Source organism: Acinetobacter sp. WCHAc010034, from assembly GCF_001696615.3.
In the GTDB taxonomy this organism is placed as follows: Bacteria; Pseudomonadota; Gammaproteobacteria; order Pseudomonadales; family Moraxellaceae; genus Acinetobacter.
Window position 1 is genome coordinate 2282263 of the sequence record NZ_CP032279.1, and the last position, 25099, is coordinate 2307361.

General features: G+C 53.7%; 26 protein-coding genes and 3 tRNA genes. 11 read left to right on the forward strand and 18 right to left on the reverse strand.

What is annotated here, in order from left to right:
- The first annotated feature begins 15 nt into the window (after nt 1-15).
- Both hemH and BEN74_RS12480 read left to right on the forward strand, forming a co-directional pair.
- Nucleotides 16-1029, forward strand: coding sequence for a ferrochelatase (hemH, locus tag BEN74_RS12475; protein ID WP_068909749.1), 1014 nt, complete (start codon nt 16-18; stop codon nt 1027-1029).
- A gap of 19 nt (nt 1030-1048) precedes the next feature.
- Nucleotides 1049-1693, forward strand: a complete 645-nt coding sequence (locus BEN74_RS12480) for an MBL fold metallo-hydrolase (protein ID WP_068909746.1) — start codon at nt 1049-1051, stop codon at nt 1691-1693.
- A gap of 30 nt (nt 1694-1723) precedes the next feature.
- On the opposite strand, the gene BEN74_RS19465 is transcribed toward BEN74_RS12480, so the two are convergent.
- Nucleotides 1724-1909 (reverse strand): hypothetical protein, encoded by a 186-nt coding sequence (locus tag BEN74_RS19465; RefSeq protein WP_162898186.1) that lies wholly within the window; start codon nt 1907-1909, stop codon nt 1724-1726.
- Nucleotides 1910-2023: 114 nt separating this feature from the next.
- Complete coding sequence (locus BEN74_RS12485) at nt 2024-2209, reverse strand: DNA gyrase inhibitor YacG (protein ID WP_068909744.1); 186 nt, start codon at nt 2207-2209, stop codon at nt 2024-2026.
- Between the two features lie 85 nt (nt 2210-2294).
- On the opposite strand from BEN74_RS12485, the gene BEN74_RS12490 reads away from it, so the two are divergent.
- The 3 genes from BEN74_RS12490 (at nt 2295) to BEN74_RS12500 (ending at nt 4632) form a co-directional block, all read left to right on the forward strand.
- Nucleotides 2295-2942, forward strand: a complete 648-nt coding sequence (locus BEN74_RS12490) for an SAM-dependent methyltransferase (RefSeq protein WP_171404931.1) — start codon at nt 2295-2297, stop codon at nt 2940-2942.
- Nucleotides 2943-4145: a TIGR03862 family flavoprotein gene (locus BEN74_RS12495; protein WP_068909740.1), complete on the forward strand. Its 1203-nt coding sequence runs from the start codon at nt 2943-2945 to the stop codon at nt 4143-4145.
- Between the two features lie 76 nt (nt 4146-4221).
- Nucleotides 4222-4632 carry a GFA family protein gene (locus BEN74_RS12500; protein WP_068909739.1) on the forward strand — a complete coding sequence of 137 codons (411 nt, stop codon included), beginning with the start codon at nt 4222-4224 and terminating at the stop codon, nt 4630-4632.
- A 41-nt stretch (nt 4633-4673) separates the two neighbouring features.
- Here the strand turns inward: BEN74_RS12500 and BEN74_RS12505 are convergent, their stop codons facing one another.
- Both BEN74_RS12505 and BEN74_RS12510 read right to left on the reverse strand, forming a co-directional pair.
- Nucleotides 4674-5234, reverse strand: a complete 561-nt coding sequence (locus BEN74_RS12505; protein WP_068909737.1) for a hypothetical protein — start codon at nt 5232-5234, stop codon at nt 4674-4676.
- 8 nt (nt 5235-5242) lie between these two features.
- Nucleotides 5243-6025, reverse strand: coding sequence for a class I SAM-dependent methyltransferase (locus BEN74_RS12510; RefSeq protein ID WP_068909735.1), 783 nt, complete (start codon nt 6023-6025; stop codon nt 5243-5245).
- A gap of 117 nt (nt 6026-6142) precedes the next feature.
- Here BEN74_RS12510 and BEN74_RS12515 point away from each other — a divergent pair, with 117 nt between their 5' ends.
- The 4 genes from BEN74_RS12515 (at nt 6143) to BEN74_RS12525 (ending at nt 9126) form a co-directional block, all read left to right on the forward strand.
- Nucleotides 6143-7414: a hypothetical protein gene (locus BEN74_RS12515; protein ID WP_068909733.1), complete on the forward strand. Its 1272-nt coding sequence runs from the start codon at nt 6143-6145 to the stop codon at nt 7412-7414.
- Nucleotides 7415-7509: 95 nt separating this feature from the next.
- Nucleotides 7510-7746, forward strand: a complete 237-nt coding sequence (locus BEN74_RS12520) for a hypothetical protein (RefSeq protein ID WP_068909730.1) — start codon at nt 7510-7512, stop codon at nt 7744-7746.
- A gap of 115 nt (nt 7747-7861) precedes the next feature.
- A complete protein-coding gene (locus BEN74_RS19470; RefSeq protein WP_162898187.1) occupies nt 7862-7999 on the forward strand; it encodes a hypothetical protein in 138 nt (45 codons plus the stop codon).
- A 173-nt stretch (nt 8000-8172) separates the two neighbouring features.
- On the forward strand, nt 8173-9126 hold the full coding sequence (locus BEN74_RS12525; RefSeq protein ID WP_068909941.1) for a 2-hydroxyacid dehydrogenase: 954 nt from the start codon (nt 8173-8175) through the stop codon (nt 9124-9126).
- 169 nt (nt 9127-9295) lie between these two features.
- Here BEN74_RS12525 and BEN74_RS12530 read toward each other — a convergent pair whose 3' ends face one another.
- From BEN74_RS12530 to BEN74_RS12565, 8 genes are all read right to left on the reverse strand, one after another.
- Complete coding sequence (locus BEN74_RS12530; protein WP_068909728.1) at nt 9296-9793, reverse strand: hypothetical protein; 498 nt, start codon at nt 9791-9793, stop codon at nt 9296-9298.
- A gap of 261 nt (nt 9794-10054) precedes the next feature.
- Nucleotides 10055-10444, reverse strand: coding sequence for a hypothetical protein (locus BEN74_RS12535; RefSeq protein WP_068909726.1), 390 nt, complete (start codon nt 10442-10444; stop codon nt 10055-10057).
- A gap of 329 nt (nt 10445-10773) precedes the next feature.
- Nucleotides 10774-11607 (reverse strand): hypothetical protein, encoded by an 834-nt coding sequence (locus BEN74_RS12540; RefSeq protein ID WP_068909723.1) that lies wholly within the window; start codon nt 11605-11607, stop codon nt 10774-10776.
- A 227-nt stretch (nt 11608-11834) separates the two neighbouring features.
- Nucleotides 11835-12308 (reverse strand): hypothetical protein, encoded by a 474-nt coding sequence (locus tag BEN74_RS12545; protein ID WP_068909939.1) that lies wholly within the window; start codon nt 12306-12308, stop codon nt 11835-11837.
- A gap of 81 nt (nt 12309-12389) precedes the next feature.
- The gene (gene glyS, locus BEN74_RS12550; protein WP_068909721.1) at nt 12390-14459 is read right to left on the reverse strand and encodes a glycine--tRNA ligase subunit beta; all 2070 of its coding nucleotides are present in this window, start codon (nt 14457-14459) and stop codon (nt 12390-12392) included.
- Nucleotides 14459-15442: a glycine--tRNA ligase subunit alpha gene (glyQ, locus tag BEN74_RS12555; protein WP_068909937.1), complete on the reverse strand. Its 984-nt coding sequence runs from the start codon at nt 15440-15442 to the stop codon at nt 14459-14461. The genes glyS and glyQ overlap by 1 nt, the downstream gene beginning before the upstream one ends.
- A 103-nt stretch (nt 15443-15545) precedes the next feature.
- Nucleotides 15546-15848, reverse strand: coding sequence for a hypothetical protein (locus tag BEN74_RS12560; protein ID WP_068909719.1), 303 nt, complete (start codon nt 15846-15848; stop codon nt 15546-15548).
- 3 nt (nt 15849-15851) lie between these two features.
- Entirely contained in the window at nt 15852-16142 is a 291-nt protein-coding gene (locus BEN74_RS12565) for a hypothetical protein (RefSeq protein ID WP_068909717.1), read from the reverse strand.
- Nucleotides 16143-16311: 169 nt separating this feature from the next.
- On the opposite strand from BEN74_RS12565, the gene BEN74_RS12570 reads away from it, so the two are divergent.
- Complete coding sequence (locus tag BEN74_RS12570; RefSeq protein WP_068909714.1) at nt 16312-17424, forward strand: HPP family protein; 1113 nt, start codon at nt 16312-16314, stop codon at nt 17422-17424.
- 93 nt (nt 17425-17517) lie between these two features.
- Here the strand turns inward: BEN74_RS12570 and BEN74_RS12575 are convergent, their stop codons facing one another.
- Nucleotides 17518-17778, reverse strand: a complete 261-nt coding sequence (locus BEN74_RS12575) for a PspC domain-containing protein (protein WP_068909712.1) — start codon at nt 17776-17778, stop codon at nt 17518-17520.
- 279 nt (nt 17779-18057) lie between these two features.
- Here BEN74_RS12575 and BEN74_RS12580 point away from each other — a divergent pair, with 279 nt between their 5' ends.
- Nucleotides 18058-18708, forward strand: coding sequence for a hypothetical protein (locus BEN74_RS12580; RefSeq protein WP_086374257.1), 651 nt, complete (start codon nt 18058-18060; stop codon nt 18706-18708).
- Between the two features lie 194 nt (nt 18709-18902).
- On the opposite strand, the gene BEN74_RS12585 is transcribed toward BEN74_RS12580, so the two are convergent.
- The 5 genes from BEN74_RS12585 to BEN74_RS12605 form a co-directional block, all read right to left on the reverse strand.
- Nucleotides 18903-18978, reverse strand: a tRNA-Lys gene (locus BEN74_RS12585).
- Between the two features lie 55 nt (nt 18979-19033).
- Nucleotides 19034-19109 (reverse strand) — tRNA-Lys (locus BEN74_RS12590).
- Nucleotides 19110-19128: 19 nt separating this feature from the next.
- A tRNA-Lys gene (locus BEN74_RS12595) sits at nt 19129-19204 on the reverse strand.
- Nucleotides 19205-19393: 189 nt separating this feature from the next.
- Entirely contained in the window at nt 19394-21235 is a 1842-nt protein-coding gene (locus BEN74_RS12600) for a long-chain-acyl-CoA synthetase (RefSeq protein ID WP_068909933.1), read from the reverse strand.
- Between the two features lie 187 nt (nt 21236-21422).
- Nucleotides 21423-24743, reverse strand: coding sequence for an Rne/Rng family ribonuclease (locus tag BEN74_RS12605; RefSeq protein ID WP_068909710.1), 3321 nt, complete (start codon nt 24741-24743; stop codon nt 21423-21425).
- Nucleotides 24744-25099: the final 356 nt, after the last annotated feature.

The following is a 25099-nucleotide window of genomic DNA, read 5'->3' on the forward strand; positions in this document are numbered from 1 at the left end:
AATTGGAAAGGTTCGATGTCTGCTGCAGCTAAAGCAAAAATCACGGTTATTTTAGCCAATCTGGGAACGCCGGATGCGCCGGACGTTCCCGCAGTGCGCCAGTTTCTGAAGCAGTTTTTATCGGATCAGCGCGTGATTGAAATTCCCAAGCCGCTTTGGCAGCTGATCCTGCGCCTGTTCATTCTGCCGTTCCGGCCTAAGCGCGTTGCGCATGCCTACGCCATGGTGTGGAACAGCGACTCGCCGATGCGGGAAATCCTGCTGCAGCAGGTGGAGGCGGTTAAAGCCGCCTTGACAGCGCAGTATCCTGAATTTGAGCTGAATGTCGTTCCGGCCATGACCTACGGCAATCCGGGCATCGGCGCGCTGCTGCAGCAGCTGGCGGCAGACCCGCAGGACCATCTGATTCTGCTGCCGCTGTTTCCACAGTATTCGGCCACATCCACTGCGCCGCTGTACGATGCGCTGGCCAAATGGATTCCGCAGCAGCGCAATCTGCCGGGCCTGTCGGTTATCCGCGACTATTATCAGCATCCCTTATTCATTCAGTCGCTGGCGCAAAGCGTGCGCGACTATCAGGCCATGCATGGGCAGCCGGAAAAGCTACTGATGTCCTTTCACGGCATTCCGCAGCCTTATGCCGACAAAGGCGACCCCTACGCGGAGCGCTGCCGGGTGACGGCGCAGCTGCTGGCCGACGAACTGGGCCTGAGCGCTCAGCAATGGGCCATCAGCTTTCAGTCGCGCTTCGGCAAGCAGGAATGGGTCAAGCCCTATACCGACGTTCTGCTGCAGCAGTGGGGCGGGCAGGGCGTGCAGTCGGTGCAGGTCATCAGCCCGGCTTTTTCCGCGGACTGCCTGGAAACGCTGGAAGAGCTGGCGCTGCAGAATGCGGACCTGTTCGCCGCTTCCGGCGGCGGCAGCTACAGCTATATTCCGGCGCTGAACGCGCGCGCGGATCATTTGCAATTGCTCAGCAGCCTGCTTCAGGCTAATCTTGACGCCTTAAAGCACATATTAGCCCACTGAAATTCTGAGGTTCAGCCAAATGCTGCAAGTCAAAATTGTGCCGGTTACGGCATTTCAGCAAAACTGTTCAATTGTTTGGGACTCCGAAACCAAAGAAGCGGTTTTGATTGATGCCGGCGGCGAGCCGGAAAAGCTGCAGGCCGAAGTTGAGGCCTTGGGCCTGAATGTGCAGGCGCTTTGGCTGACGCATGGCCATTTAGACCATGCCGGGGCGGCCGGCGCGCTGAAAAAGATCTGGAATGTGCCGGTGATTGGCCCGCATAAGGAAGACGCCTTCTGGCTGGACATGATTCAGGAAGTGTCCGCGCGCTACGGTTTTCCGGTTCCGGAAAAAGTGCAGGTGACGCAGTGGCTGGAAGGCGGGGAAACCCTGAAGCTGGGCGGCGAAGCCTTTGAAGTGCGTTTTGCGCCGGGCCATACCCCGGGCCATGTGATGTTCTATAACCGCAATTACGGCCTGTTATGGACCGGCGATGTGCTGTTTAAAGGCTCGATTGGCCGTACGGATTTCCCGCGCGGCAACCATCAGCAGCTGCTGGACTCCATTCAGCGCGAATGCTTCAGCCTGCCGGATGAAACCCAGTTCATTTCCGGCCATGGCCCGGTCAGCACCATTGGCTTTGAAAAGCAGCACAATCCTTTTGTGGCGGGCAAAGCCGGTTAAGCCGCAGCTTCAGCAAGGCTGATGCAGGCATCAGTCTTGCTGAAATGGATCCGCCCGCTGCCTGCGCGCCTCCAGAAAAATCAGCACAGCCGCAAAAATCAGCAGGATGCCGACCGCGCAGATCAGCGCGTCAGCCTGATACAGTCCAACACCTAAGCTGCCCGCGCCCAGCAGGGCAAACAGGCAGAACGCCGCATACAGCATCCCCAATTTCATGCAGAAATTCCCTGTAAAATTGTCATTTTTATAGGGGCAGGATAGGGGCTTTTGATGACAGCCGTATGATACTGTGAATTAAATTTAAATAAGCGCAGCGGCTGTTTAAATTTCTTAAAATAAGCCGTCCTGTGAGCCGGCTTCGGCCTGCGGCGCATCCTGCGTCGGCAGGCGGTATTCGTCATTGGCCCATGCGCCGAGGTCAATCAGCTTGCAGCGCTCTGAACAGAATGGGCGGCAGGGGTTGTTTTCCCAAGCGGTGAGATCCCCGCAGCGCGGACAGGCCAGAGTCGTAGGCATGATCAAGCTCCAAATAAAAACAGATGATTCGATTAGGCAAATACGGCCGCAATTGTTAGACTTGTGGCGTTTTTATTAGTTTGATCTGATTATGCCGATTCGTCAATTTCAAGCGCAGCGCATGCATGCCCCCCGCGATTTTCAAGCCATTGCCAGCCAGCCGGTTTGCGTGGAAATAGGCGCAGGCAAAGGCCGGCACGCTTTGCTGTTCAGCGGGCAGAATCCGGAAAAGCGGCTGATTGCTGTGGAGCGCACGCGGGAGAAATTCCTCTGCATGCAGAAGCAGCATGGCGCTGAAGGGCAGCAGAACCTGCAGCCTGTGCATGCGGATGCTGTGCCTTGGGCGGTGCATGCGCTGTTTCCTGCGCAAGTGGAGCAGCTGTTTATCCTGTATCCAAATCCGGAGCCGCATAACCCTGCGCAGCGCTGGCTGAATATGCCGTTTTTTGAATTCCTGCTGTCGCGCCTGCAGGCCGGCGGCAGCATTACCCTTGCCAGCAATATTCCTGAATATATTGCAGAAGCGCAGCAGCAGCTGATGGAGGTCTGGAAACTGCCCTTCATCAAAGAAGCGGTTGCGCAGGATTCGGCGCGCACGCATTTTGAAATCAAATATTTAGAGCGCGGTGAACTGTGCCAGCAGCTGATCATCACCAAGCCAGCCGGCTATGCGACGCGTTTTGATGATTTCCAGCCTCTGCAGGGGCAGGCGCCTGAGCAGGCGGCGGAATAAATGGGCAGGCGCATTGCGGTGATCGGCGCAGGCCCGGCAGGCCTGATGGCGGCGGAAGTGCTGAGCGGGCATGACTATGAAGTGCATGTCTATGAGCAGAAGCCTTCGGCCGCGCGCAAGTTTTTAATGGCCGGCAAGACCGGGCTGAATATTTCGCATGCCGAACCGGCTAAGCGCTTCATGCAGCGCTATGACCGGGCGGAATGGCTGGCGCCGTGGGTGCAGCAGTGCGGCGCCGCCTGGATTCAAGACTGGATGAAAGGCTTAGGCATTGAATCGTATACCGGTTCTTCCGGCCGGGTGTTTCCGGTTGAAATGAAAGCGGCGCCTTTGCTGCGCGCCTGGCTGAAGCGCCTGGCGCAGCAGGGAGTGAAATTCCATTACCGCCATCAAGTGCTGGGCCTGCAGCGGAATGTTCTGGAGCTGAAAGACCTGCTGCAGGGCAGCGTCCGTTCCGAAGCTTTTGACGCCATTGTCATGGCCTGCGGCGCGGTGTCCTGGCCGCAGCTCGGCAGTGACGGCGCATGGCAGCAGTGGCTGAATGCGCAGGATATTGAGCCTTTTCAGGCCAGCAATGCCGGGGTGGAAATCCGCTGGTCTGAATTCATGCAGCCGGTGTTTGGCCAGCCGCTGAAGCGGGTGGCGGCATGGGTTGAGCATTCTGAACAGTCTTCTGGCGATATTGTGATTTCGCATTACGGAATGGAAAGCGGCCTGATTTATAAGCAGGGCCGGGCGCTGCGCCAGCTGGCGAAAAACCGGCAGCCGATGGCGCTGTATCTGGATTTGCTGCCGGATCAAAGCGCAGAACAGCTGGCGCAGAAACTGCAGCCGGGCAAAAAGCAGTCGCTGAGCAATGTCTGGCGCAAAGCCGGGCTGGATGCGGCCAAAGCCAGCCTGGTGCGCGAGCTGGTGGCTAAAGCGCTGTGGCAGCAGCCTGAACAGCTGGCGCAGCGGATTAAGCAGCTGCGCATTCCCTTAAGCGGTTTCCGCCCGATTGAAGAAGCCATCAGCTGCGCGGGGGGCATTAAGCCCGAAGCCTTGACCGGCCAGCTGCAGCTGCAGGCCAATCCGGCGGTGTTCTGCGCCGGCGAAATGCTGGACTGGGATGCGCCGACCGGCGGCTACCTGCTGACCGCATGCTTTGCCACAGGGCGGGCTGCCGGGCAGGGCGCGCATGAGTATTTATCCGCCAAGGCTTAAGCATCGGATTTTTGCGCTGTATTTGCGCCGCGGCCGTGCTATGTTCAGTCTTCCCCCTCAGACAGAATGAAAAGATATGAGCACAGCAGAACAATATGCGGGCAGCTGTTTATGCGGCGCAGTGCGCTATGAAATTCATGGAAAAATCGGCGATATTATGCAGTGCCACTGCTCAAAGTGCCGCAAAGCCAATGGCTCGGCCTATGCCGCCAATGCGCCGGTGGCCAGGGCGGATTTCCGCTTCACTGCCGGCGAGGATGCGCTGAAAAAGTTCGCCTCCAGCGCCGGCACGCAGCGCTGCTTCTGCGGCCATTGCGGTTCGCCGATCATCAGCATTAAAGCCGAGACCCCGGACTTTTACCGCCTGCGTATCGGCACGCTGGATACGCCGCTTGCGCAGCGGCCGGTTTGCCATATCTTCGCCGCATCCAAGGCGGAATGGGAGCAGATTGCCGATGATCTGCCGCAGTATGCGGAACGGCCTTAAAGCCTGCAGTGGCGGGCTTTATTCCATCAGGCCCTGCGCCCTCAGGCGCCCGGCTTTTTCAGTTCCGGATACTGCGCCTGCCAGTGATCCAGCTGTTCCTGCGCGTGGATAAACTGCCCTAAGCCCTGCATGTGTTCGCTTGGCTTTTGAGCATTCTGTTCAGCCTGCGGCTGATCCAGCAGCTTGCCCTGAGCGTCCCAGTATTGATACATCAGGCCCTGAATATAGCGGCCCTGTTCGGTTTTCAAATCCAGTTCCTTCAGCATGCGCAGCGCGGACTGAATGTTGTCGCGCTTGCGCGCAGCGGCGAATTCTGGCGTCAGCGAGCCGTTTTCCTTCATCCGCATCAGCTCGTCCTCCATGTCATCGCTGACGGCGCTAAAGCGCTGGTCAAAGTCAGTCAATGCCTGAATGTCCTGCGCATCATCCGGCGTTTTGGCGAATGCCTTAACCGGCTCAGAAGCCAGTTCGCGCATGATCTGGTCATCCTGGGTAATTTCCGCGGACGGCTTTTCCGCTTCCTTGCTGCGGTCACAGCCGGAAAACAGCAGGGCTGCGCTGGCCAAAGCCGGCAGCCATAAAATTTTAAGCGCTTGTCGCATAGGGCACCTTATTTCTCGGTTGCTTTTTTAAAGACATAAACATGGGTGGCATAGGGAAAATCAATCTCATCCTGCGCGCGCTTGCCGGTGCGCGCAAAAACCGCCTGTTCAAACTGCAGTTTCAGCGCCTGCTGCTGCGCCTGCGGCAGGGCGGCGATAAAGCTGGTAGAGAGCAGGCGCTTGGACACCACCTGCTCTACTGTGCCATGATGCAGCTGGCTGAAGGCCATTTCCTGCTCCAGTTTAAACCAGGGCTGCTGCTGAAAGGCTGTTTTCCATGCGCCGCTGTGGCAGCGCGGGGTATCGCCTTCAAGCGGGGCAAGAATATCGGCCAGAGCCTTGACCCAGCCGGTGTGGATATCGCGCTGATTCCAGATCAGCACCAGATCGCCGTCCTGCTGTAAAATGCGGTGAATTTCCGCTAAAGTTTCAGCCGTGGCGAACCAGTGGAACGACTGCGCGCAGAACACCGCGCGCACCGACTGGCTGGGCAGGGGAAGCGCGCTGCTGAATGCCTGTACGGCTTTAACTTCGGGATGCGCCAGGCGCAGCTGCTGCAGCATTTCAGGCACCGGTTCAGCCGCCGTGACATTGGCGCTGAGGGCTTTTAAATAGGGCAGAAACTTGCCGGTGCCGGAGCCTAAATCCAGCAGCGCATCCTGCGGGCCCAAATGCAAATGCTGCTGCAGCCATTCGCTGATTCCGGCAGGATAGCCCGGGCGCACTTGCTGATACAGCGCCGCGGCAGCGCTAAAGCCTTTTTCTGCGGCAGGATGGAGTGATTGTGTCATATTCTGCAATTTTTAATCCCTGACTCCTCTATAAAATAGCATATTCCCCTGTGCGGCGACTTTTGACAGCGTATGGAATTTGATGAATGATGCAAAGGACTTGATAACGGTGCGATGATGGATAAACAGATTATTTTTGAAGATGAACAGCTTCGGGTCATTTTCCTTAAAGGTTCGTCCGAAGAGCTGATTTTCTCCTTTGGCGATTTAATTACGCGGGCCAAAGGCTTGAGCGTGAATGCTGAAAAATCACTGCACAAATTTGATTTTAATGTGATTGGCATTATGCCGAAGCAGAAATCATGGTTCCCTGAGCGTTCCATTGCCGCCATGCTGGACAGCATTCAGCCGGTGATTGCGCCGTTTCAGCGGCGCATCGCCTACGGCGGCTCGATGGGCGGCTATGCGGCCATTAAATATTCCAACCTGCTGGATGCGCAGCGCGTGGTGGCGATGGTGCCGCAGTATTCGATTGATCCCGATGATGTGGAAGACACCCGCTACAACATGTTCTACCAGCCGGAACTCAACGGCAGCATGCAGATTAAGCCGGAAGATGTTTCGCCTGAGCGCGAATACATCGTGGTGTTTGACCCGTATTATGCGGCGGACCGCGTGCATGTTGAGCATTTAAAGCCGGTGATTCCGCATGCGCACCTGCTGCACCTGCCTTATACCGGCCACGATGCAATTGCGGTGCTGGCCAGCTCGGAGCTGGTGCATGACTTCCTGCGCCATCCTTTTGAGGCCAGCTATTTTTACCGGAAAATGCGCCAGGTGAAAAAGAACAGCAAATTCTATTACCGCAAAGTGATTGAAAGCCTGCTGCCGCGCCACCGCGATGCGCTGGGCCATATTCTGAAAAGCAATGACCTGGCGCTCGACAGCCAGTTTTTTGACGCCAAGCAGAAGCAGGCCTTGCTGCGCGAGCTGTTCAGCAATAAGCAGGTCGATCAGCAGGACTTGGCCAAACTGGGCATAGAAGTCAGCATGCCGCAGGAACAGCGCAGCCTGCTGCAGGACGCCTATGAGCACGGCCTGGTATTTAATGCCATCAGCCAAAAGGTGGAAAGCTACGCGGCCGGCGCGATTGCCTTGAATCATAAATTCCTGATACCGATTTACGCCAAAGGCAACGGGCTGGTGCAGATCAGCTGGAATGGCCAGCCCTATCTGGTGGTGATGAATGACCGGCAGATGATGAAGCTGGTGCCGCTGCAGGACGATCTGCCGCTGGGCATGCATCCGCTGATCATGAAAAAATACGCCGACTGCTATGTCATCAGCTATAAAGCGCTGAATTTAAGCACCGATGAATTCGGCGCAGCGCATTTCGGCGACGAGATGGATGAGCACAGCAGATTCATGCCGCAGCTGGAAAAGAATTAGCCTGAAAAATAGCCTATTGTGTTTTCCTGCAATCGGGCTATGATCAAATAAAGCGCAGCAGGGGATGCTGCCGATAACAAAGGCTTTCTAAAAATATGAGGGTGATCAGTATGCAGTTCCGGCAGGCGCTTGCTGCATTTTTCCTGATATTCTGCGCGCTGTTTTCCAGCCTGAGCCATGCGCAGCCGGCTGAGGGCGCTTATCTGCCGGCGCTGGCCGTATTTGCGCTCAGCCTGATTGTGCTGGCGGTTCTGGCGGTCTATGTCACCATTAAAATCCGCCGCGCGCTGCGCAATGATTTAGACAAGCATATTGATAAGCCCGCAAAGTAGTTAATACCAGTCAGTTAAGATATTGTGACTGGCTTTTTCTTTTTTAAACTTGCGATATTATTTGATACGCGGAAGCGTCATCCGCAACCTATCTGTCCTTTGAAAAGGACTGTTTTTGCAACAAAATTATTTAATTGCAGAAAGTGAACAGGTTTCGCGGATGACAAATGCTTTTGGTTCTTTTGGCGAAACAAAAGAACAAAACGAGCTCCAAAAATTTGATTTAAAAACGGTAAGACTCCGCCGTGAATAACCCAAAATGTTAAGAAGTTTACGGCGAAATTTCTTAACTGATCAGCATTGCGCAAAGTAGCGGGCTTTTTGCTGCATGCAGCAGCGGAATTGCCTTGAAATGCAGGCGCGGTTTGGCTTTAATGCCATAAGCTGCCGGATTTGGCCAGCAAGGATAACAGCGAGAGGATGCAGATGAAGGCGGTTTTTTTAGATTATGAATCATTGGATAAAAATGACTTGGACTTCAGCGGCCTGCATGCGGTTTTTGATGAGCTGATTTTATATCCCGGCACTTCGCCGCAGCAGCTGCTGGAACGGGTGCAGCATGCCGATGTGATTATCAGCAACAAAGCGCCGCTGGATGCCGAAACTCTGCAGCAGTGCCCGCAGCTGAAGCTGATTTTAATTTCAGCCACAGGCACCAACAATATTGATTTGGCGCAGGCCCAGCGCCAGGGCGTGACGGTGTGCAACTGCCAAGGCTACGGCACAGCTGCCGTGGCGCAGCATACCTTAATGCTGATGCTGAATTTGGCTGCTTCTTTCCGGCAGTATGACCGCGCTGTGCAGAACGGCGAATGGAACAAAGCCAGCCAATTCTGCCTGCTGGACTATCCGATTATTGAACTGTCCGGAAAAACTCTGGGGCTGGTCGGCTACGGCGAGCTGGGCAAAGCCGTGGCGAAACTGGCGCAGGCTTTTGGCATGAAAGTGCTGGCCGCTTCGCTGCCGAAGCGGCCAGCGGCTGCGGAGCGCGTGCCGTTTGCGGAACTGCTGCCGCAAGTTGACTTTTTAAGCCTGCATTGCCCTTTGACTGCAGATACGCAGGATCTGGTCGATGCCGCGGCTTTCGCCAAGATGAAGCCCAGCGCGTTCTTAATCAACTGCGCGCGCGGCGGCGTGGTGAATGAGCAGGCCTTGGCCGATGCCTTGCGCCAAGGGCAGATTGCCGGCGCAGCCACCGATGTTTTAACGGTTGAGCCGCCTGCAGACGGCAATGTCTTGCTGGACAGCAGCATTCCGAACCTGATTATTACCCCGCACAGCGCATGGGGCAGCGTCGATGCCCGACAGCGCATTGTGCAGCAGCTGATTGAAAATGCCGAGGCGTTTAAAGCGGGCCTGCCGGTCCGCAAAGTAAACTGACAGCCAATCAGGAATAGAAGCGTATGCGCCACGCTTCCGCTGGACTTGGCGCATACGCTGTATTGCTGATTCTGCATTGATGAATACCATTCTATTCACAGCGCAGGCTTAAAATGAAAACGCCCAGCATCATGCTGGGCGTTTTTTATCAATTTTTGCCGCTGCAGGCTTATAAATCCGTTACCGGGTAAGCCGTAGGCGCTGAACCGCCAGCAGGCGCTGCTTTCGGCACAGCTGGACTGCCGGCCGAGGAAGACTCGCTTAAAGGGCGCTGCTCAATCGGCGCCGGCTGCTGCGGCTTGCCGCCAATCGCATCTTTAGTTTCCTGAATTTTGGCAGTTGCACTCTGCGCGGCTTTTTGCGCGCCTTCATCCACTTTATGTGCAGTATTGCTGGCGATGTCTTTGGTGCTGTCCCAGGCCTGATCGACTGACGGCTTCACTTTGGCAGCGCCCCGCTCAGCCGCGCCGCCGACCTTTTTAGCGGTGCCCAGCACGCCTTCCTGAGTTTTATAGGCCCAGACATGGAAAATATTCGGATTGCTGCCATAAGGCTTGACCGGCTTTTCACTTTGCTGGGCAGCGGGCTGCTGCGCCCACAGTGAGGCCGAAGCTAAAGCCAAGCCAGCACAGAGTGCAGTTTTTAATGTATGGCTGAAAATATTCATGGCGCAGGCACCTCTATCTATGCGTTGTCTTAGAGGCCGTAAAGCCCGGTTCAGGCCCTCATTATAAGCATGCTTTTGCAGCCTGCATGCGCGCGCAGCGAAATTCATACAGCAGAATGTTCTGATGCTTAGGAGAAGTATGTGGGGGGCAGTGCGAAGCGTGAAATGGGAGCAGTTTTAAAAGGCAGCCTTGGTATGGCAGCTGGAAGGGGCGATCACCTGCAAGCCGGGAGGCTGCAGGTGATCAAGCCGGCGTGCCGGTCAGTCACATTGCGCCAGCGCATCTTTTGCGAAATTGCCGCGCAGCGCAAGGAAGTTCTTTTGAACGTCTGGCGCATGCAGGTCAAACTTGGTGGCAGTGCTGGTGCCGTCTTTGGCAAAGGTTGCTGAACCGCCGGTCATCAGGGTGTAGCCTTTAAATGACCATTGTTCAATGACTTTTCCGGCTTCCAGATTGCCGGTAAATTCAATCACGCATTTGTCATCAAATTTAGTCAGTTTGGCTTTGTTATTGGTGGTATTTGGATAGACGTCCAAGTCGCTGACTTCTTGCAGGACCCCTAAGTCCAATGTTGGAATTTTTGGCGCTGTTGCACATGCTGTAAGTGCGATACCCGCAAGACCAGTCAAAATGAGCGTTTTCAGTTTCATAAGCTTCTTTCTTGTTGAGTGTTGTCAGGTCGAGTATAGGGAATTGAGGGCGGATTGCCTATAGGTTTTGATAGATTGCTAAAAGTGCATAGCAACAGGCTTAATATCTTCAAGCGCTGCAAATGTTAATGGCTGCCTGTCCTCAAGCTCTAGAAAGAGCTTGAGGATTGCTAATGCGATAGGGGATTTGCTGTAAACGTCCATGCTTCTTTGTGCTGCAGCGCCTCAATATCCGCACTTTTGTAAACAAGTCACGCAGCTGAGCAAGCGGCTAGCTTTCAATTCCACATCATCCGCCATCACCGTTACGCTGTTAAAGCAGGCATCAATTACTGTTCAATCAGCAGCACGATATTTTGGAGAACTTGGCCTTTATTCGTTTTCAGTACGCCTACACACAGGTTTTCAGGCGCTTCAATAAAAGTCAGGCCGGCGAAATCAGCGGTTGATTTGCATTTCTTCTGGTGGGCTTCACTGGCTGCCTCCAACTTTAACTGATGCTGCATATCCAGCACTAGAACTTGTGACAGCGCATCAAAGGCCCCATTGGCCTGTGTAAAAAAGACTGCATTATTGTTGGTATCCCATTCTGTTAATGGCGCTTTTTTCTGGCTGATATAATTGTATACGCGCTTTGCAGAGGCGTTATTGTCAGCGGCATTTTTAAACTCAGCTTTAAGGCCAAAAACAGCGCTCACATCAGGCTTGTTTTTAAAAGAAAGCCGCGCAAATGGAACAACTTTAATATCAGATTCTTGATTTAAAGCCAATACTTTAAGCGAAGCATCTGCAGGGGCTGCCTGCAAAGCGGAAGCAATTTTTTTATTTACAATTTCATCAAATTTAATGGCTTGCTTTAAACTGCTGTCAGCGATGGCCGCGCCATTGCTTTTTTTATCAATTGCTGTCGCAATGCCAACGCCAATCAGCCCAAACGCAGTTGATGCAGGGTTGGCAAGCGCATTGCTTGCATCTCCGACTGTAATTTGGCTTCCTTCAATAAAATGATCGCCTCCGCCGGATTCAGTCATCGCTGAAATCTGCTCAGACGACACGGAAAGTGTGGTATTGCTGCCTTTGGCAGGATATTGAATTGATTTTGTTGTTGCGCACCCAGTTAAAATAATCGTACTTGCGATTAAGCTTAGAAATGATTTATTCATTTTAAAAAGTTACCTGAAGAATGGTTTATATATTCAAAATATGCAGTATTTTATTTCGGAATTTTGCTATGTGATGATAAAGCATAGCTATGACAATTATTTGATTTATTGATGTTTATTTAACCAAATAATATTGAGAATTATTCAATATATTGGGTTTTAAAACAGCATAATGCAGTTTTTCCGCTTCCGCCTAGCGCAGCAAAATCAGCTAAGCGCGCTATTCTTTATATGGTTTGCAAAAAGAAGAACAGTACAATAGCTCCAAAAATCCCGCTTAAAATCAGCCAGTCTTTTTTGCGCATATCCGCAAGGCGGATCACCGAAAGATAAATACTGCTGAAAAAAACCAAAACAAAAATCAGCAGAACCAGCGGATTGTTGAAGAAAAACTTGGTGATGCCAAACAGCACAAAAATGACGGCGCTTGAAAGCCAATACAGCAAAGCTAAAACAAATTTATTGATTGATAAATTGCGGACAGAGCGGTCTAAGCGGGGCAGGGTCACGCCCAGCACAATCAGCCCTGCAAAACCGCCCAAAATAGTGATAATCATAAAGAATAGGCCGCTCATATCCGGTTTGGCCTGTATATGCGGATGGAGCTTCCATAGCCCATAGCTGAATGCCAGCAAAAGGGCGTGGCAAAGCGCAAGGCAGGCATCTATTCGGTAAAACTTTTTAATTGGAGAGGCATTCATCATTATGGCTGCTGATTTATTCTTAATATTAAAAAACCCCGCTATTTCTAGCAGGGTTTTAATTTTATTTCAAATATGCGCTTAGTGCTGCAGCACCGAAATATCGGCAACTTTAGTGAATAAATCACGCAGCTGAGCAAGCAGGCGCAAGCGGTTGGCTTTCAGTTCCGCATCATCCGCCATCACCATTACACCGTCAAAGAAGGCATCGACAGGCGCGCGCAGGGCAGCCAGCGCAGACAAGGCTGCGGTGTAGTCCTTGGCAGCAAATAACGGCTCTACCGCAGGGGTGATTTTCGCAAGCTCAGCGAATAATGCTTTTTCAGCATCTTCAACCAGGCTGGCTTCAACCACGGCGCCTTCAGGCGCAGCTTCTTTAGCCAAAATGTTGGCAACGCGCTTGTTGGCTGCGGCAAGGGCTGCTGCTTCAGGCAAGGCGCGGAAGTGATTCACCGCATTCACGCGCTTGTCAAAATCCAGCGGAGATTTCGGCGACAGCGCCTGAACCGCTTGAATCACATCAACCGCAACGCCTTGGTCTTCATACTTGGCGCGGTAGCGGCCTTCAAGGAATGCAACAGCATCCGCCAAAGTCTTCGCATGGTCTTTCAGCACATCGCCATAGGCCTGAAGCGCAAGCTTGATCAGGTCTTCAATCGACACATCAAGATTGTTTTCAGTTACAAGGCGCAGGATGCCAATTGCGGAGCGGCGCAGCGCAAACGGGTCTTTAGAGCCTGTCGGCGCTTGGCCAATGCCGAAAATGCCGGTCAGGGTATCTAGGCGGTCAGCAAGGGCAATGGTGGTGCCGGTTTTGGTTTTCGGCAAAACATCGCCCGCGAATTTAGGCAGATACTGCTCGCCTAAAGACTCAGCCACTTCATCATTTTCGCCTTCAATGCGCGCATAGTAAGTGCCTGCAATGCCCTGAAGCTCTGGGAATTCACCCACCAGCTCAGAGGTTAAGTCGCATTTGGCAAGAAGGGCTGCTTTTTCAGCATCTTCCGCCTTAGCGCCGGTAATTGGCGCCAGGGCAGCAGCCAGCTTGGCAATGCGTTCAGACTTGTTCCACAGCGTGCCTAATTCCGCCTGGAAAACCATGTTGGCAAGTTTTTCCTTGCGCGAAGCCAAAGGCTGCTTCTGATCCTGCAGGAAGAAGAATTCAGCGTCAGACAGGCGCGGACGGACAACTTTTTCGTTGCCTTCAATAATCTGCGCCGGGTCTTTAGACTCGATATTTGAAACCGTAATGAAGTACGGCTGCAGCTTATTGTCGCTGTTGACCAGGCAGAAATACTTCTGGTTGTCCTGCATGGTGGTGATCAAGGCTTCTTGCGGCACGGCAAGGAAGCGTTCTTCAAAGCTGGCGCGCAGCGCAACTGGCCATTCCACCAATGCCGTCACTTCGTCACGCAGGTCTGCAGGCACAATCGCCACTGCATTCACTTCATCGGCAAGCGCTTTGACTTGCTGGTCGATGATGGCTTGGCGCTCTTCAAAAGACGCCACAACATAGGCGGCTTTCAGTTTCGGCAGGTATTCTTCAGCATTCGCCAAAGCAATCGCTTCAGGCGCATGGAAGCGGTGGCCGTAAGTCACGCTGCCGGCTTTGTGGTCCTGAATCACTGCATCAATGACATCATTGTCTTTCAGCAGCACCACCCATTTCACCGGACGGACGAATTCAGTACGGCTGGCTGCGGAGCGCATGCGTTTTGCAATTGGAAGGTTATCCAGCGCCGCCTGCAGAATCTGCGGCAGCAAAGCGTCAAGGCTTTGGCCCTGCACATCCTTCAGGTAGCAGACTTTTTCAACTTTGCCGGCTTGGAAGGTCGATACCTGATCCGCAGTGATGCCCTGGCCGCGCATAAAGCCTTCCAGCGCGCGGGTTGGCTTGCCTTCCGCATCATAAGCTGCCTGCACCGCAGGGCCGTCAAAACGCTTCTGAGTATCGGCTTGAGCGCCATCAATATTGGCAATTTTCAATGCCAGGCGGCGCGGCGCGGCATAGGCTTCAACGGCATCGAAAGCTAAGCCGGCGTCTTTTAAGCCTTTAACTGTTTCAGCCTGAAGCGCATCGCGCAGTTTCTTTAAGCTTTTCGGCGGCAGTTCTTCACAGCCCAATTCGAACAATACTGTATGTTTAGACATTAGTTGCTCTCCTTGTTGGTTTCTTTGGCTTCGGCTTCAACTTGCGCTTTCAGCTGGGCTAAAACTTCATCGCGCAAATGCGGTTCCGCCATCGGGAAGCCCAGCTTGGCGCGGGCAGCCACATAGCTTTGCGCAATTGCGCGCGCCAGTGTGCGCACGCGTAAAATATAGCGCTGGCGCTCAGTCACGGAAATCGCGCCGCGCGCATCCAGCAGGTTGAAGCTGTGCGATGCTTTAATCACCTGCTCATAGGCAGGAAGCGGCAGTTCAGCTTCCATCAGGCGGCTGGCTTCAGCTTCATAGAAATCAAACAGCTCAAACATTTTTTCAACGTTGGCATATTCAAAGTTGTAGGTCGACTGTTCCACTTCATTTTGATGGAACACATCGCCGTAAGTGACTGTGCCGAACTGGCCTTTGGTCCAAACCAGATCGTAAACTGAGTCTACGCCCTGCAGGTACATCGCCAGGCGCTCAAGGCCGTAAGTGATTTCACCGGTCACCGGGTAGCATTCAACACCGCCGACTTGCTGGAAGTAAGTGAACTGAGTCACTTCCATGCCGTTCAGCCAGACTTCCCAGCCCAGGCCCCAGGCGCCCAGTGTCGGCGATTCCCAGTTGTCTTCAACAAAGCGGATGTCATGCACCAGGGTGTCAATGCCGATGGCTTTTAAAGAGTCCAGATACAGCTGCTGGATATTGTCAGGGTTTGGCTTCAGCACCACCTGAAACTGGTAGTAATGCTGCAGGCGGTTCGGGTTTTCACCGTAGCGGCCGTCTTTCGGGCGGCGCGACGGCTGCACATAAGCCGCGTTCCAGGTTTCAGGGCCTAAAGCGCGCAGGAAAGTTGCAGTGTGGAATGTCCCTGCGCCCATTTCCATGTCGTATGGCTGCAAAATGACGCAGCCTTGCTCCGCCCAGTAGTTTTGCAAGGCAAGAATTAAGCCTTGGAAGGTATCAATATGCGATATGGCGCGACTCATGGTCATCCACTTAAAATTAGAGAAAAATTGTGCTCAATTATAAGGAGTTTAGCGGTGGGTGGCAAAGGCTCTATTTATTTTTCAGCACTTAATTGTATATTCGCTAAAATCGCTTGGTATGGCCTGCGCAAAGCAAGTCATGATGTATTTTGCATAAACATTCATCGTGCCAGCCATAATGAAGATTCCGGCATATTTGATGAGAAATATTTTTTGAGTATGTCAATGCTTCTAAATGAGCATGAAGATCATTGGCTAGCATAACAAAATGGGTCTCGGGATAAGGCCATTTGGCATGATTGTCAAAGTGGGAAACTGAATTTCCAAGTGACAGTTCAAGCGTTAATAATTCATTTAAACAGCCGCAGATTTCAAGTTTTTCAGCCTGTTTTTTCTTTTTTTTCATCAGCTATCCAATAATTAAGTGATGATGCAAGGTGCAGTAAGCATCTGTATGCCAATTAAAATGCATGTCCCGGTTAACATCTGCCCGAACATTTGGGTGCTGAGGAAAATTAAGATTTTTTAAGTGCAGGGACTGTTTTAAATAAATCAAATGGCTCCCTTCTTTAGGCCATTTTGCCTGAGTATCGTAACCAGAGATTTTATTGCCTTGCTGCACTTCAAATTGAATCAGGGGAATTAGGCATTCACATAAGCCTAAGGTTTCAAGGTGGTCTTCATATTTGAATTTTCTCAAGATGCCTGCCTTTCTTCTTTATAAAATTAAGTTCTTGGACAAATATAGGCTTTGGCGACAGCGATTGAAATGAAAAAACTTATCTTTCTAAGATGTAAAATAAATACACCTTATAAAACGATGGCTTTATAATGGCCGGACCCCGTCAAAGCAGCAAGCAAGGCAAACCGTGTTTCACTCCAAAGCAGACTGGCTGAATACGCTCAAACCCAACTTTAAAGTTTTACCCCTCAAAGAGCGCCTGCTCTGCGGCCTAGGCGCATTGATCGGGCTGGCGCTGTCATCTTTCATCAGCTGGCTGGCGCTGGGCGGTTTAAACGCGTGGTACATTGCGCCGATGGGCGCCTCGTCGGTGCTGCTGTTCGCTGTGCCGGCCAGCCCTTTGGCGCAGCCGTGGAATATGGTGGTGGGCAATACCCTTGCCGGAGTGATCGGCGTCAGCTGCGCCCTGCTGATTCCGAACCTGACCGGAGCCTTCAGCATTGCGGTGGCGCTGGCGATTGTCCTGATGATGAGCACAGACTCGCTGCATCCGCCCAGCGGGGCCGTGGCGATTACCGCGGTGCTGGGCGGCAAGGCGGTGCATGATCTGGGTTATATGTTTGTGCTGTATCCAGTGCTGCTGAATTCCATGCTGCTGATGTTTGCAGCGGTTATCTTCAACCGCCTGCTGGGCAAGCAGTACCCGCAGCAAGCCCAGCTGAACCGCCGCACCGCCAGCCCAACCCCGACCCAGAAAGTCAGCATTCAGCCGCAGGATATTCAAAATGTGCTGGACCGCCAAACCCAGCTTTTAGACATCAGCGACTATGACCTGCAGAAAATTATTTTAAAGGCGCAGGAAATCGCCAATGCGCGCGCGGTCAGCCAGTTCACCTGTCAGGACATTATGACCCGGCAGGTGATCTGCCTGCGCGCGGAAGACGACATTCAGTCCGCGCTGGAAAAATTCAAGCAGGTGAATTTGATGAGCCTGCCGGTGGTCAGTGATCTGGACCGGCTGGTCGGCACGCTGGCGCTGTACGATGTGGTGGAATGGTTCAAGCGCGCGGCCGACCCGAAAGCCTCCTGGGAAAATCACGTCTATCAGATTATGAATCATCAGGTGGTGACGGCGCAGCCGCAGCAGCCCATTCAGGACTTGGTGCCGTATTTTGTCGAGCGCTCGTTCAACTATATTCCGGTGGTGGAGCAGCAGCGCCTGACCGGCATCATCAGCCGCGCGGATATGATCGCCGCGTTGAACCAGCAGCTGAACCGCCTGCGTGAGCAGCCCGGCTGAAGCGGGCAAAAAAAACTGCAGCATTTAGGGGAAAAGCTGCAGTGACCAAAAACAGGTCTAAGGGATTAATTCAACAGCGCCTTTGAGCCGCTGTCAGCGCAGCGGGTCATCATTTACGGTGCGCACAGGCTTGCTGTAGCCTTGCGGGTTCTGAATGGCGGGCGCCTGCTTCGGCATGATCAGCCACAGCGCCAGATACACCAAAATTCCTGGAAAGGCGGCGCTCATGCAGGAAATAATCACAAAGATAATCCGCAGCAGATTGGCATTCCAGCCAAAACGTTCAGCAATACCCCCCATGACGCCTGCAATCATGTTTGAGCGGTTGGAGCGGTATAAACCGGCACTGGCCATTCGAGCCTCCTTAAAAATAGAAATAGGGTGAATCAAATAATTTTCCTCATATTAAAAATGGCGATGCAGCTGGTGATTTAAAGGGGGAAATGCCGGAAAAAAGTTAAAATATGTAAAGGCGCAGAAAAGCGCGCGCCCTTGATGCCGGCGCCTGAACTCCCAGTGCAGGCAATGAGATCTGCAAAATATTTTCAGCAGGAACTGTGCAGGGCTTCTCGTTAATGCTTACAATGTCAGCGGAGCCCCAACAGCAAAAAGATCAGGCGGTATTGGCAAATTATGGAATGTGCTGCGTCAAAATACTTTATCAGTTCAATCCGCCGCATGGCTGCGGCCTGCGCAGGAAGCCTGCTTGCAGGATGCAGCCAGCAGGCAGCCCCGCCGCCGCAGGAGCAGCCGGCGCCCGCTGCGGTATCGGTTGCGGATGCAAATAGCCGCATGCCTGCGCAGGAGCGCCATGCTGAAGCAGCGGACGCTGCCGGCAGCCGGCAGGCAGCGCCGGACAGCCCAGTTCCGGCTTATGCCCGGAATTTTATCGGGCGCTACCATGCCAATATTCCCTGCGAAGATGATTTTGTGGCCTGTGAAAAAGGCACTGCGGAATTCATTCTGAATCTGCTGCCGGACGGCACCGTGCACCGCAGCATCATTCATTACGGCAAAATCTTCGCAGACAGGAATGCAACGGCGGGCGGCGATGGCGCCTACCGCAAAGACACCTGGACGGTGAATCCGGAACAGACCGAATTAACCGTGCACCGTAAGGAAGGGGTGAATTTCTACTACCGGATTGCAGATCAGAACCGGCTGGTGATGGATGTGGAAAAGATCCGCAATGACCATCGGGCGAAAAATAAGGAAATGTTCGCAAAAGGCTATCCGCAGCCGGCGCGGGCCTATCAGCTGATCCGGAATGCGCATTCGAAATAAGCAGGCGGATTTGGCCGGCAGATGCTGGCTGCTGTTTTTGGCGGAGCGGATTTTAAAATGCGGATGCAAGCCCGGCATAAAAAGCGCGGAAACAGGTTCGAATGGGAGTTAGAAGCGGCGGTGCGCCGTATCTTGATGTGAAGCCTGCGGCTGTGATTTCGCTTCCGGTGCGGAAGGAACAAGCCTGAAGAGAGTGGTGGGTCGTCCGCGACTCGAACGCGGGACCAATAGATTAAAAGTCTACTGCTCTACCAACTGAGCTAACGACCCAACAGGGGGATCAAACTGAATTGACTATAGTTTCTAAAATTAAATTTTAGATAGATGGTGGGTCGTCCGCGACTCGAACGCGGGACCAATAGATTAAAAGTCTACTGCTCTACCAACTGAGCTAACGACCCATCTGAGGCATCAAGGAAATGGTGGGTCGTCCGCGACTCGAACGCGGGACCAATAGATTAAAAGTCTACTGCTCTACCAACTGAGCTAACGACCCTGAACCTGCATTCAGGCTAAGCCCGAACGCGCAGCGCAAGAAAAAAGTTTCCAGCACCACTTCATTTGATGGAGCGTATTGTAGCAAGATCTCATTCAAGCGCAAGCAAAAAAACATAAACTTGCTTTTATTTGATTATAAATGCAACAAAAACGCCTGCTTTAGGGCTAAAACAGGCGTTTATTCCGCTTAGAAGCGGTATTTATAGGCTTGAATATTTTCAAAAATCTCCGCGGTCAGATCGCAGTAGGCCGTGCTGTTCGGCAGCAGCACCAGCAGGCGCTCACCGGCTGCATTGGGGTTGAATGCCTGTTCTTTCAGCTTGCTTTTCTGATATTTGAAGGTGCCGGTGGTTTCAGCCTGCTGCTGCACGCGCAGGAACAGCGGCACGGCATAGGCCGGCAGGCATTTTCTGAATTCGGCCGCCATTTTGCTGCAGTCCGCCTCATCCAGCGCGGCGCCGTCGGCCAGCGTGATGGCTGCCATGCCGGCGCGGCCGTTGGTATGCGGGATTTCCACGCCGTAGACCACGGCTTCGGCAATTTTTTCATATTCGCTGAGCGCGTTTTCCACTTCGGTGGTTGAAACATTTTCGCCTTTCCAGCGGAAAGTGTCGCCTAAGCGGTCGACAAACTGCGCATGGCGGAAGCCGATGTTGCGCACCAGATCGCCGGTGTTGAAGTAGGCGTCGCCCTGCTTGAACAGGTCTTTAATGATGACGGCTTTGTTCTTTTCCGCATCGGTATAGCCGTCAAAGGGCGAACGGCGGGTAATTTTGCCCACCAGCAGGCCGGTTTCGCCTTTCTTGACCTTGATGCACCAGCCTTCAGCATCGCGCACCGGCTGATTTTTCTCTTTGTCAAACTGGATGATGGCGTAGGGGGTGGGAGAAAAGCCGACGGTATTGTCAAAATTGAACACATTGCTGAAGCCGACATTGCCTTCGCTGGAGGCATACAGCTCCAGAACATCTTCGATGCCGAAGCGCTGCTTGAACTTATTCCAGATATTCGGGCGCATGCCGTTGCCGATCATCTTTTTCACGCGGTGGCCTTTTTCCAGCGCAGACGGCGGCGCATCCATCAGGTAGCGGCAGAGTTCGCCGACATAGCCGATGGCCGAAGCGTCAAACTTCTGCACGTCCTGCCAGAACGCGGAGGTGGAGTATTTGCGCCGGATGGCTAAAGCGGCTGCGCCGGCAATCACCCCGCACCAGCACACCACCGTGCCGGTGGCATGGTAGAGCGGCAGGGTCACGTACATGACATCCTTGGGGTTCAGGTTCAGCACATGGCCATAGGTGCCGTAGGCCAAAGTCCAGCGGCTGTTGGTGAAAATCACCGCTTTGGGCAGGCCGGTGGTGCCGGAGGTGTAGATATAGAACAGGCCATCCTTGCCTTTGACGCTGTGCGTGGTCGGGGTGTTAAATGCCGGGAAGGGGTCAATGGCTTCTGCCAGATTGAGATAGCCCTGAGGCGCTTTTCCTGCGTCTGCGCGCGTGGCCTGATCGGCGAACCAGTAAAAGCGCTCTGCCGGCAGCTGCAGCTCCTGGCGGACCTCATCTACAGCCTGACGGCATTCTTCGCCGGCAATCACCGCAATCGGGCTGACCAGATTGATGCTGTGCGCCAGCGCTTTGCCGGTTTGCGAAGTATTCAGCAGCGCTGCCGTGACGCCGATTTTGGCGAGGGCGATGATCGAAGCAACCAGTTCAGGGCGGTTTTCAATCATCACCGCAATCACATCGCCTTTCTGCGCGCCCAGCGCAAGGTAATAATGGCCAATCTGGTTGGCCCATTCATTCAGTTCGGTATAGGTATAGCGCTGATCTTCAAACAGCAGGGCATTGCCGTCGGGATTGCGCATGACGGCTTTTTCAAAAGCGATGCCCAGTCCGGCCGGGGTATTCGGGGTGCGCAGATAGGCCTGCTTCAGGCCGCTGAGCAGGCTGGGAACTTTGGAAATCAGGCCCGGAATTTTTGCTGCGACATCAGCAATCCCGATCAGATCGTGCTGGGTAGTTTGGTTCATGCTCATCCTATTTATTTTTCGTAATCCAATGCGTCTATTTGTTTGCAATAAGCTTTGCAGCAATGTGTACAATTGTCTTTTAATCGTTTCGGTCTAGTGCAATCAACCTAATCTGACCAAAGTAACAAAAAAAATCCAGTCACCGAAATGACTGGATTTTTTTAATCAGCTGCAATTGAGCAAATGATTACTCAGCTGCCGGGCTGGCTTTTTTCGGCGGGCGGCCGCGCGGACGGCGCGGGCGTGCAGGCTTGTCTTTGTCCGCTTTTGGCTGATCGCCTTCTTCGGATTCAGATTTTTCTGCATTATCAGCCGCTTGAACTTCAGCATCGGCTGCTTCCGCAGCGTCTTGGGCTGCAGGCGCAGGCTGCTCGGCGTCGGCAGGCAATTCCGCCTGCACCGGCTCAGCTGCTTCCGCTTGAGCTGCCGGTTCGGCTGCTTTTTCAGCAGTTGCCGGTTCAGCTGGCGTTTCCGCAATTGTAGGCTGCGCTGCCGGAGCTTCAGCTTGAACAGCTGCTTCAGCTTTTGCCGGCTCTTCTGCATGCGCCTGCTTCGCCTGTTCCAGCGCCTGCTTGGCAAGGCGGCGGCGTTCACGCGGATCATTGGCTACACGGCTTTCCGATGCCGGCTTAGGCGGCGTCAGATCCAGCACCGGCGCCGGTTCAGCTTCTGGCGCAGATTTGGACACAGCTGCATCACGTGTTACCGGCTTCTTTTCAGCTTCAGCCGCTGCAGCCAGCGCTGCCGCGTGTGCTTCGGTGAACTTCAGTAATGCGCGGTTGAAGGTCGGAATCAGTCCAAACTGTTCAATCAGCACAGAGCAGTCGCTGCCGTAGACATGGCGGATCAGGCTGCCGACAGTGTGCTGCGCAAGCTCAGGCACTTGAGACGGCGCAATTTTTGGCGCTTCAGGCTGGCGCGCCTGCGCTTCACGCTGCTGGCGGCGGCGCTGGCGCGGATCATTGCTGGCGCGCTTGACCTGCTGCTGGCGCGGCTTCTGCTCTTCAGGCTTCTCCTGCGCTTTTGCAGGCGCTGCTTCAGCCTGTACTTTCTCTTCTTTCACAGCTGGCGCAGCGGCTTTGGCCGGCGCAGCAGTCTGCGCTTGCGGCGCAAGGGCAATGATCTCGCTTTGCGCTTGATCAATATTCACCACCAGCGCTGTCGGCATGATTTCCTGGCGCGGCGCATTCACCGTTTCCGCTTTTGGCTGGCGCGCCGGCGCTGCGTTTTCTGCAGGCGCCTGTTTCGGAGCAGCCGGCTCATTCAGCACGCTTGGGTCGCGGTGGCGGTTCGGGCGGCTTGGGCGCGGGCTGTTGCGGTCGCGGCGCGGCACAGCAGCCTGCTGCGGTTCATTGCTCTGAACTTCCTGCTGCTGCTCATTGCTGTGCTGGCGGCGCGAGCTGCGCTTGTTTTCGCGCGCTTCCTGACGCTGTTCCTGGCGTGACACCTGAACAATTTCTTCATGCACTTGATGGGCTGCGCTTTCCTGCGGCTGCGCCTGCTCACGCGGCTCTTTATGCTTGCTGCGCGGCTTTTTATTGCTGCGCTGCGCTTTTTCCTCTTTGTCGGCTGTCAGCTTGTCCGCTTCGCGGCTTTCAGCTTTCAGCGCCACGCTGGAAGGCGTCAGGTAGGCATTGCTTGCAGGCGCGGCTGCCGGCTGCACAGGGGCTGGCGCTGCGGCCGGAGCTGAAACCACTTGGCCCATTTGGCCGCGGCTGACTGCGCCGCCATTGACCATTTGTTCAATGGCTGCCGCTGCATTGTTTGCAGTGCGCGACTGATCAACCGTCGCTGCCTGCTTCTGCACAAACAGATTTTCCAGCCATGCGCATGGGCTTGAAGAAGCCTGTGCCGGCGCTGCCGGGGCAGGCGCCTGCTGTGCAGGCTGCTGCTGGCTTCTTGACTTTCTTTGGCCTTTTTCCTGCGGCTGCGCCGGAGCTTGCGCGGCCTGGTCCTGCTCTAAATGCCATTCGGCAGCTTCGTAGCCCAGCTCTTTTTCGCTGGAGCGGGTCGCTTCGGTGCGTTCATAGCTGGTTGGCGCAAAGCCTTCAGGGTTATACGAAATTTCGTAATGCGGGGTTTCTAAGTGCGGGTGCGGAAGCACAGTCACACGAACACCTGAGGTTTGTTCCAGGTAAACCAGAGTGTGACGCTTTTCATTCAATAAGAATGCTGCAATTTCAACAGGAACCTGAACTTGAACTTCACCATGGCGCTCACGCAGGGCAATTTCTTCCACTTTGCGCATAATCGACAGTGAAAGCGAGCGCAGGTCGCGCACCATGCCGGTGCCGTGGCAGCGCGGGCAGACATAGCCGGTCGCTTCTTCAAGCGAAGGACGCAGGCGCTGGCGGCTCATTTCCATCAGGCCGAAGCGTGACAGCTGGCCGAACTGAATGCGCGCGCGGTCGCTTTGCGTCGCTTCACGCAGTTTCGCTTCAACCATGCGCTGGTTGCGGTCTTTGGTCATGTCGATGAAATCGATCACCACCAGGCCGCCGATGTCGCGCAGGCGCAGCTGGCGCGCGATTTCTTCAGCCGCTTCAAGGTTGGTGTTGAGCGCGGTTTCTTCCACGTCATGGCCGCGGGTAGATTTCGCCGAGTTGATGTCGATTGACACCAAAGCTTCGGTCTGGTCAATCACGATAGAGCCGCCTGAAGGCAGTTTCACTTCGCGCTCATAAGCCGTCTGAATTTGGCTTTCAATGCCGAAGTGAGCAAACAAAGGCTCATTCAGCGTATAGGTTTTCAGCTTGTCGAGTTGGCGCGGCATCACGGCTTTGACGAAGTTGTAGGCTTCGTTATAGGCCTGCTCAGAGTCAATCAGGATTTCAGCAACGTCATCGCGCAGGTAGTCGCGGATGGCGCGGGTAACTACGCCGGCTTCCTGATGCACCAGCATAGGTGACGGGCCAGAGCTTGAAGTGCTTTGGATTTGCGCCCAAAGATCCAGCAGGTGCTGCAGGTCCAGCTGCAGCTCTTCCTGCGAACGGCCGATGCCGGCTGTGCGCACAATCACGCTCATGCCGCGCGGCACGCTTAAAGACGCCAGCATTTCTTTCAATTCGTCACGGACTGAACCGGAAATTTGACGGCTGATGCCGCCGCCTTTCGGATTGTTCGGCATCAGCACCAGATAGCGGCCAGCTAAAGAAATGAAGGTGGAAAGGGCAGCGCCTTTATTGCCGCGCTCTTCTTTTTCCACCTGCACCAGAAGCTCTGTGCCTTCAGTGATCAGTTCGCGGATATTTGAAGTTTGGCGCGGGTCCGCCTTGTAGTAGGAATTGGCGATTTCCCGCATCGACAGGAAGCCTTGGCGGCCTGCGCCGTATTCTACAAACACGGCTTCCAAGGAAGGCTCTACGCGGGTAACGTGGCCTTTATAGATATTGGATTTTTTTTGCTCACGGGTACGATTCTCTAAGTCGAAATCGTAAAGACGCTGACCAGTGACGAGTGCAACGCGAATTTCTTCGGCATGAGTTGCATTAATCAACATACGTTTCATGGGTGTAACACCTAATAGTGATACACAGCAAAACATCGCTATACACGCAGCGAACATCACGCATCACGGATCAATTGCTCAGACTTCAAAGAACCGACTGCGGTCTGAGCTGTTCTTACCGGCCTTTTTTTGTGGGCTCCGGTTTATGATTCACGTATTGATGATGGCAATACGGCTTCAATCTTATAAACGATTAAAGTCACCTGTCCGATTCACTGGCGGACGAGCGGTGCATTGGATGTGAGTAACTTTCACTGTCACATTGCTCAAAGATCATCCCTTCATAGCTGAGAGAGCGTCTTGATACGGAATTATCGTCGTATCTTTACAATTTGTGCAGATCCAATGCATCAAGC

Excerpts from the sequence above, each read along its gene's own strand:
- BEN74_RS12495 (WP_068909740.1), top strand. The coding sequence starts at position 2,943 with ATGGGCAGGCGCATTGCGGTGATCGGCGCAGGCCCGGCAGGCCTGATG.
- BEN74_RS12540 (WP_068909723.1), bottom strand. The coding sequence starts at position 11,607 with ATGAATAAATCATTTCTAAGCTTAATCGCAAGTACGATTATTTTAACT.
- BEN74_RS12560 (WP_068909719.1), bottom strand. The coding sequence starts at position 15,848 with ATGAAAAAAAAGAAAAAACAGGCTGAAAAACTTGAAATCTGCGGCTGT.
- BEN74_RS12545 (WP_068909939.1), bottom strand. The coding sequence starts at position 12,308 with ATGAATGCCTCTCCAATTAAAAAGTTTTACCGAATAGATGCCTGCCTT.
- hemH (WP_068909749.1), top strand. The coding sequence starts at position 16 with ATGTCTGCTGCAGCTAAAGCAAAAATCACGGTTATTTTAGCCAATCTG.
- BEN74_RS12500 (WP_068909739.1), top strand. The coding sequence starts at position 4,222 with ATGAGCACAGCAGAACAATATGCGGGCAGCTGTTTATGCGGCGCAGTG.
- BEN74_RS12525 (WP_068909941.1), top strand. The coding sequence starts at position 8,173 with ATGAAGGCGGTTTTTTTAGATTATGAATCATTGGATAAAAATGACTTG.
- BEN74_RS12510 (WP_068909735.1), bottom strand. The coding sequence starts at position 6,025 with ATGACACAATCACTCCATCCTGCCGCAGAAAAAGGCTTTAGCGCTGCC.
- glyQ (WP_068909937.1), bottom strand. The coding sequence starts at position 15,442 with ATGAGTCGCGCCATATCGCATATTGATACCTTCCAAGGCTTAATTCTT.
- glyS (WP_068909721.1), bottom strand. The coding sequence starts at position 14,459 with ATGTCTAAACATACAGTATTGTTCGAATTGGGCTGTGAAGAACTGCCG.
- BEN74_RS12520 (WP_068909730.1), top strand. The coding sequence starts at position 7,510 with ATGAGGGTGATCAGTATGCAGTTCCGGCAGGCGCTTGCTGCATTTTTC.
- BEN74_RS12505 (WP_068909737.1), bottom strand. The coding sequence starts at position 5,234 with ATGCGACAAGCGCTTAAAATTTTATGGCTGCCGGCTTTGGCCAGCGCA.
- BEN74_RS12515 (WP_068909733.1), top strand. The coding sequence starts at position 6,143 with ATGGATAAACAGATTATTTTTGAAGATGAACAGCTTCGGGTCATTTTC.
- BEN74_RS12580 (WP_086374257.1), top strand. The coding sequence starts at position 18,058 with ATGGAATGTGCTGCGTCAAAATACTTTATCAGTTCAATCCGCCGCATG.
- BEN74_RS12535 (WP_068909726.1), bottom strand. The coding sequence starts at position 10,444 with ATGAAACTGAAAACGCTCATTTTGACTGGTCTTGCGGGTATCGCACTT.
- BEN74_RS19465 (WP_162898186.1), bottom strand. The coding sequence starts at position 1,909 with ATGAAATTGGGGATGCTGTATGCGGCGTTCTGCCTGTTTGCCCTGCTG.
- BEN74_RS12600 (WP_068909933.1), bottom strand. The coding sequence starts at position 21,235 with ATGAACCAAACTACCCAGCACGATCTGATCGGGATTGCTGATGTCGCA.
- BEN74_RS12480 (WP_068909746.1), top strand. The coding sequence starts at position 1,049 with ATGCTGCAAGTCAAAATTGTGCCGGTTACGGCATTTCAGCAAAACTGT.
- BEN74_RS12485 (WP_068909744.1), bottom strand. The coding sequence starts at position 2,209 with ATGCCTACGACTCTGGCCTGTCCGCGCTGCGGGGATCTCACCGCTTGG.
- BEN74_RS12575 (WP_068909712.1), bottom strand. The coding sequence starts at position 17,778 with ATGGCCAGTGCCGGTTTATACCGCTCCAACCGCTCAAACATGATTGCA.
- BEN74_RS12530 (WP_068909728.1), bottom strand. The coding sequence starts at position 9,793 with ATGAATATTTTCAGCCATACATTAAAAACTGCACTCTGTGCTGGCTTG.
- BEN74_RS12605 (WP_068909710.1), bottom strand. The coding sequence starts at position 24,743 with ATGAAACGTATGTTGATTAATGCAACTCATGCCGAAGAAATTCGCGTT.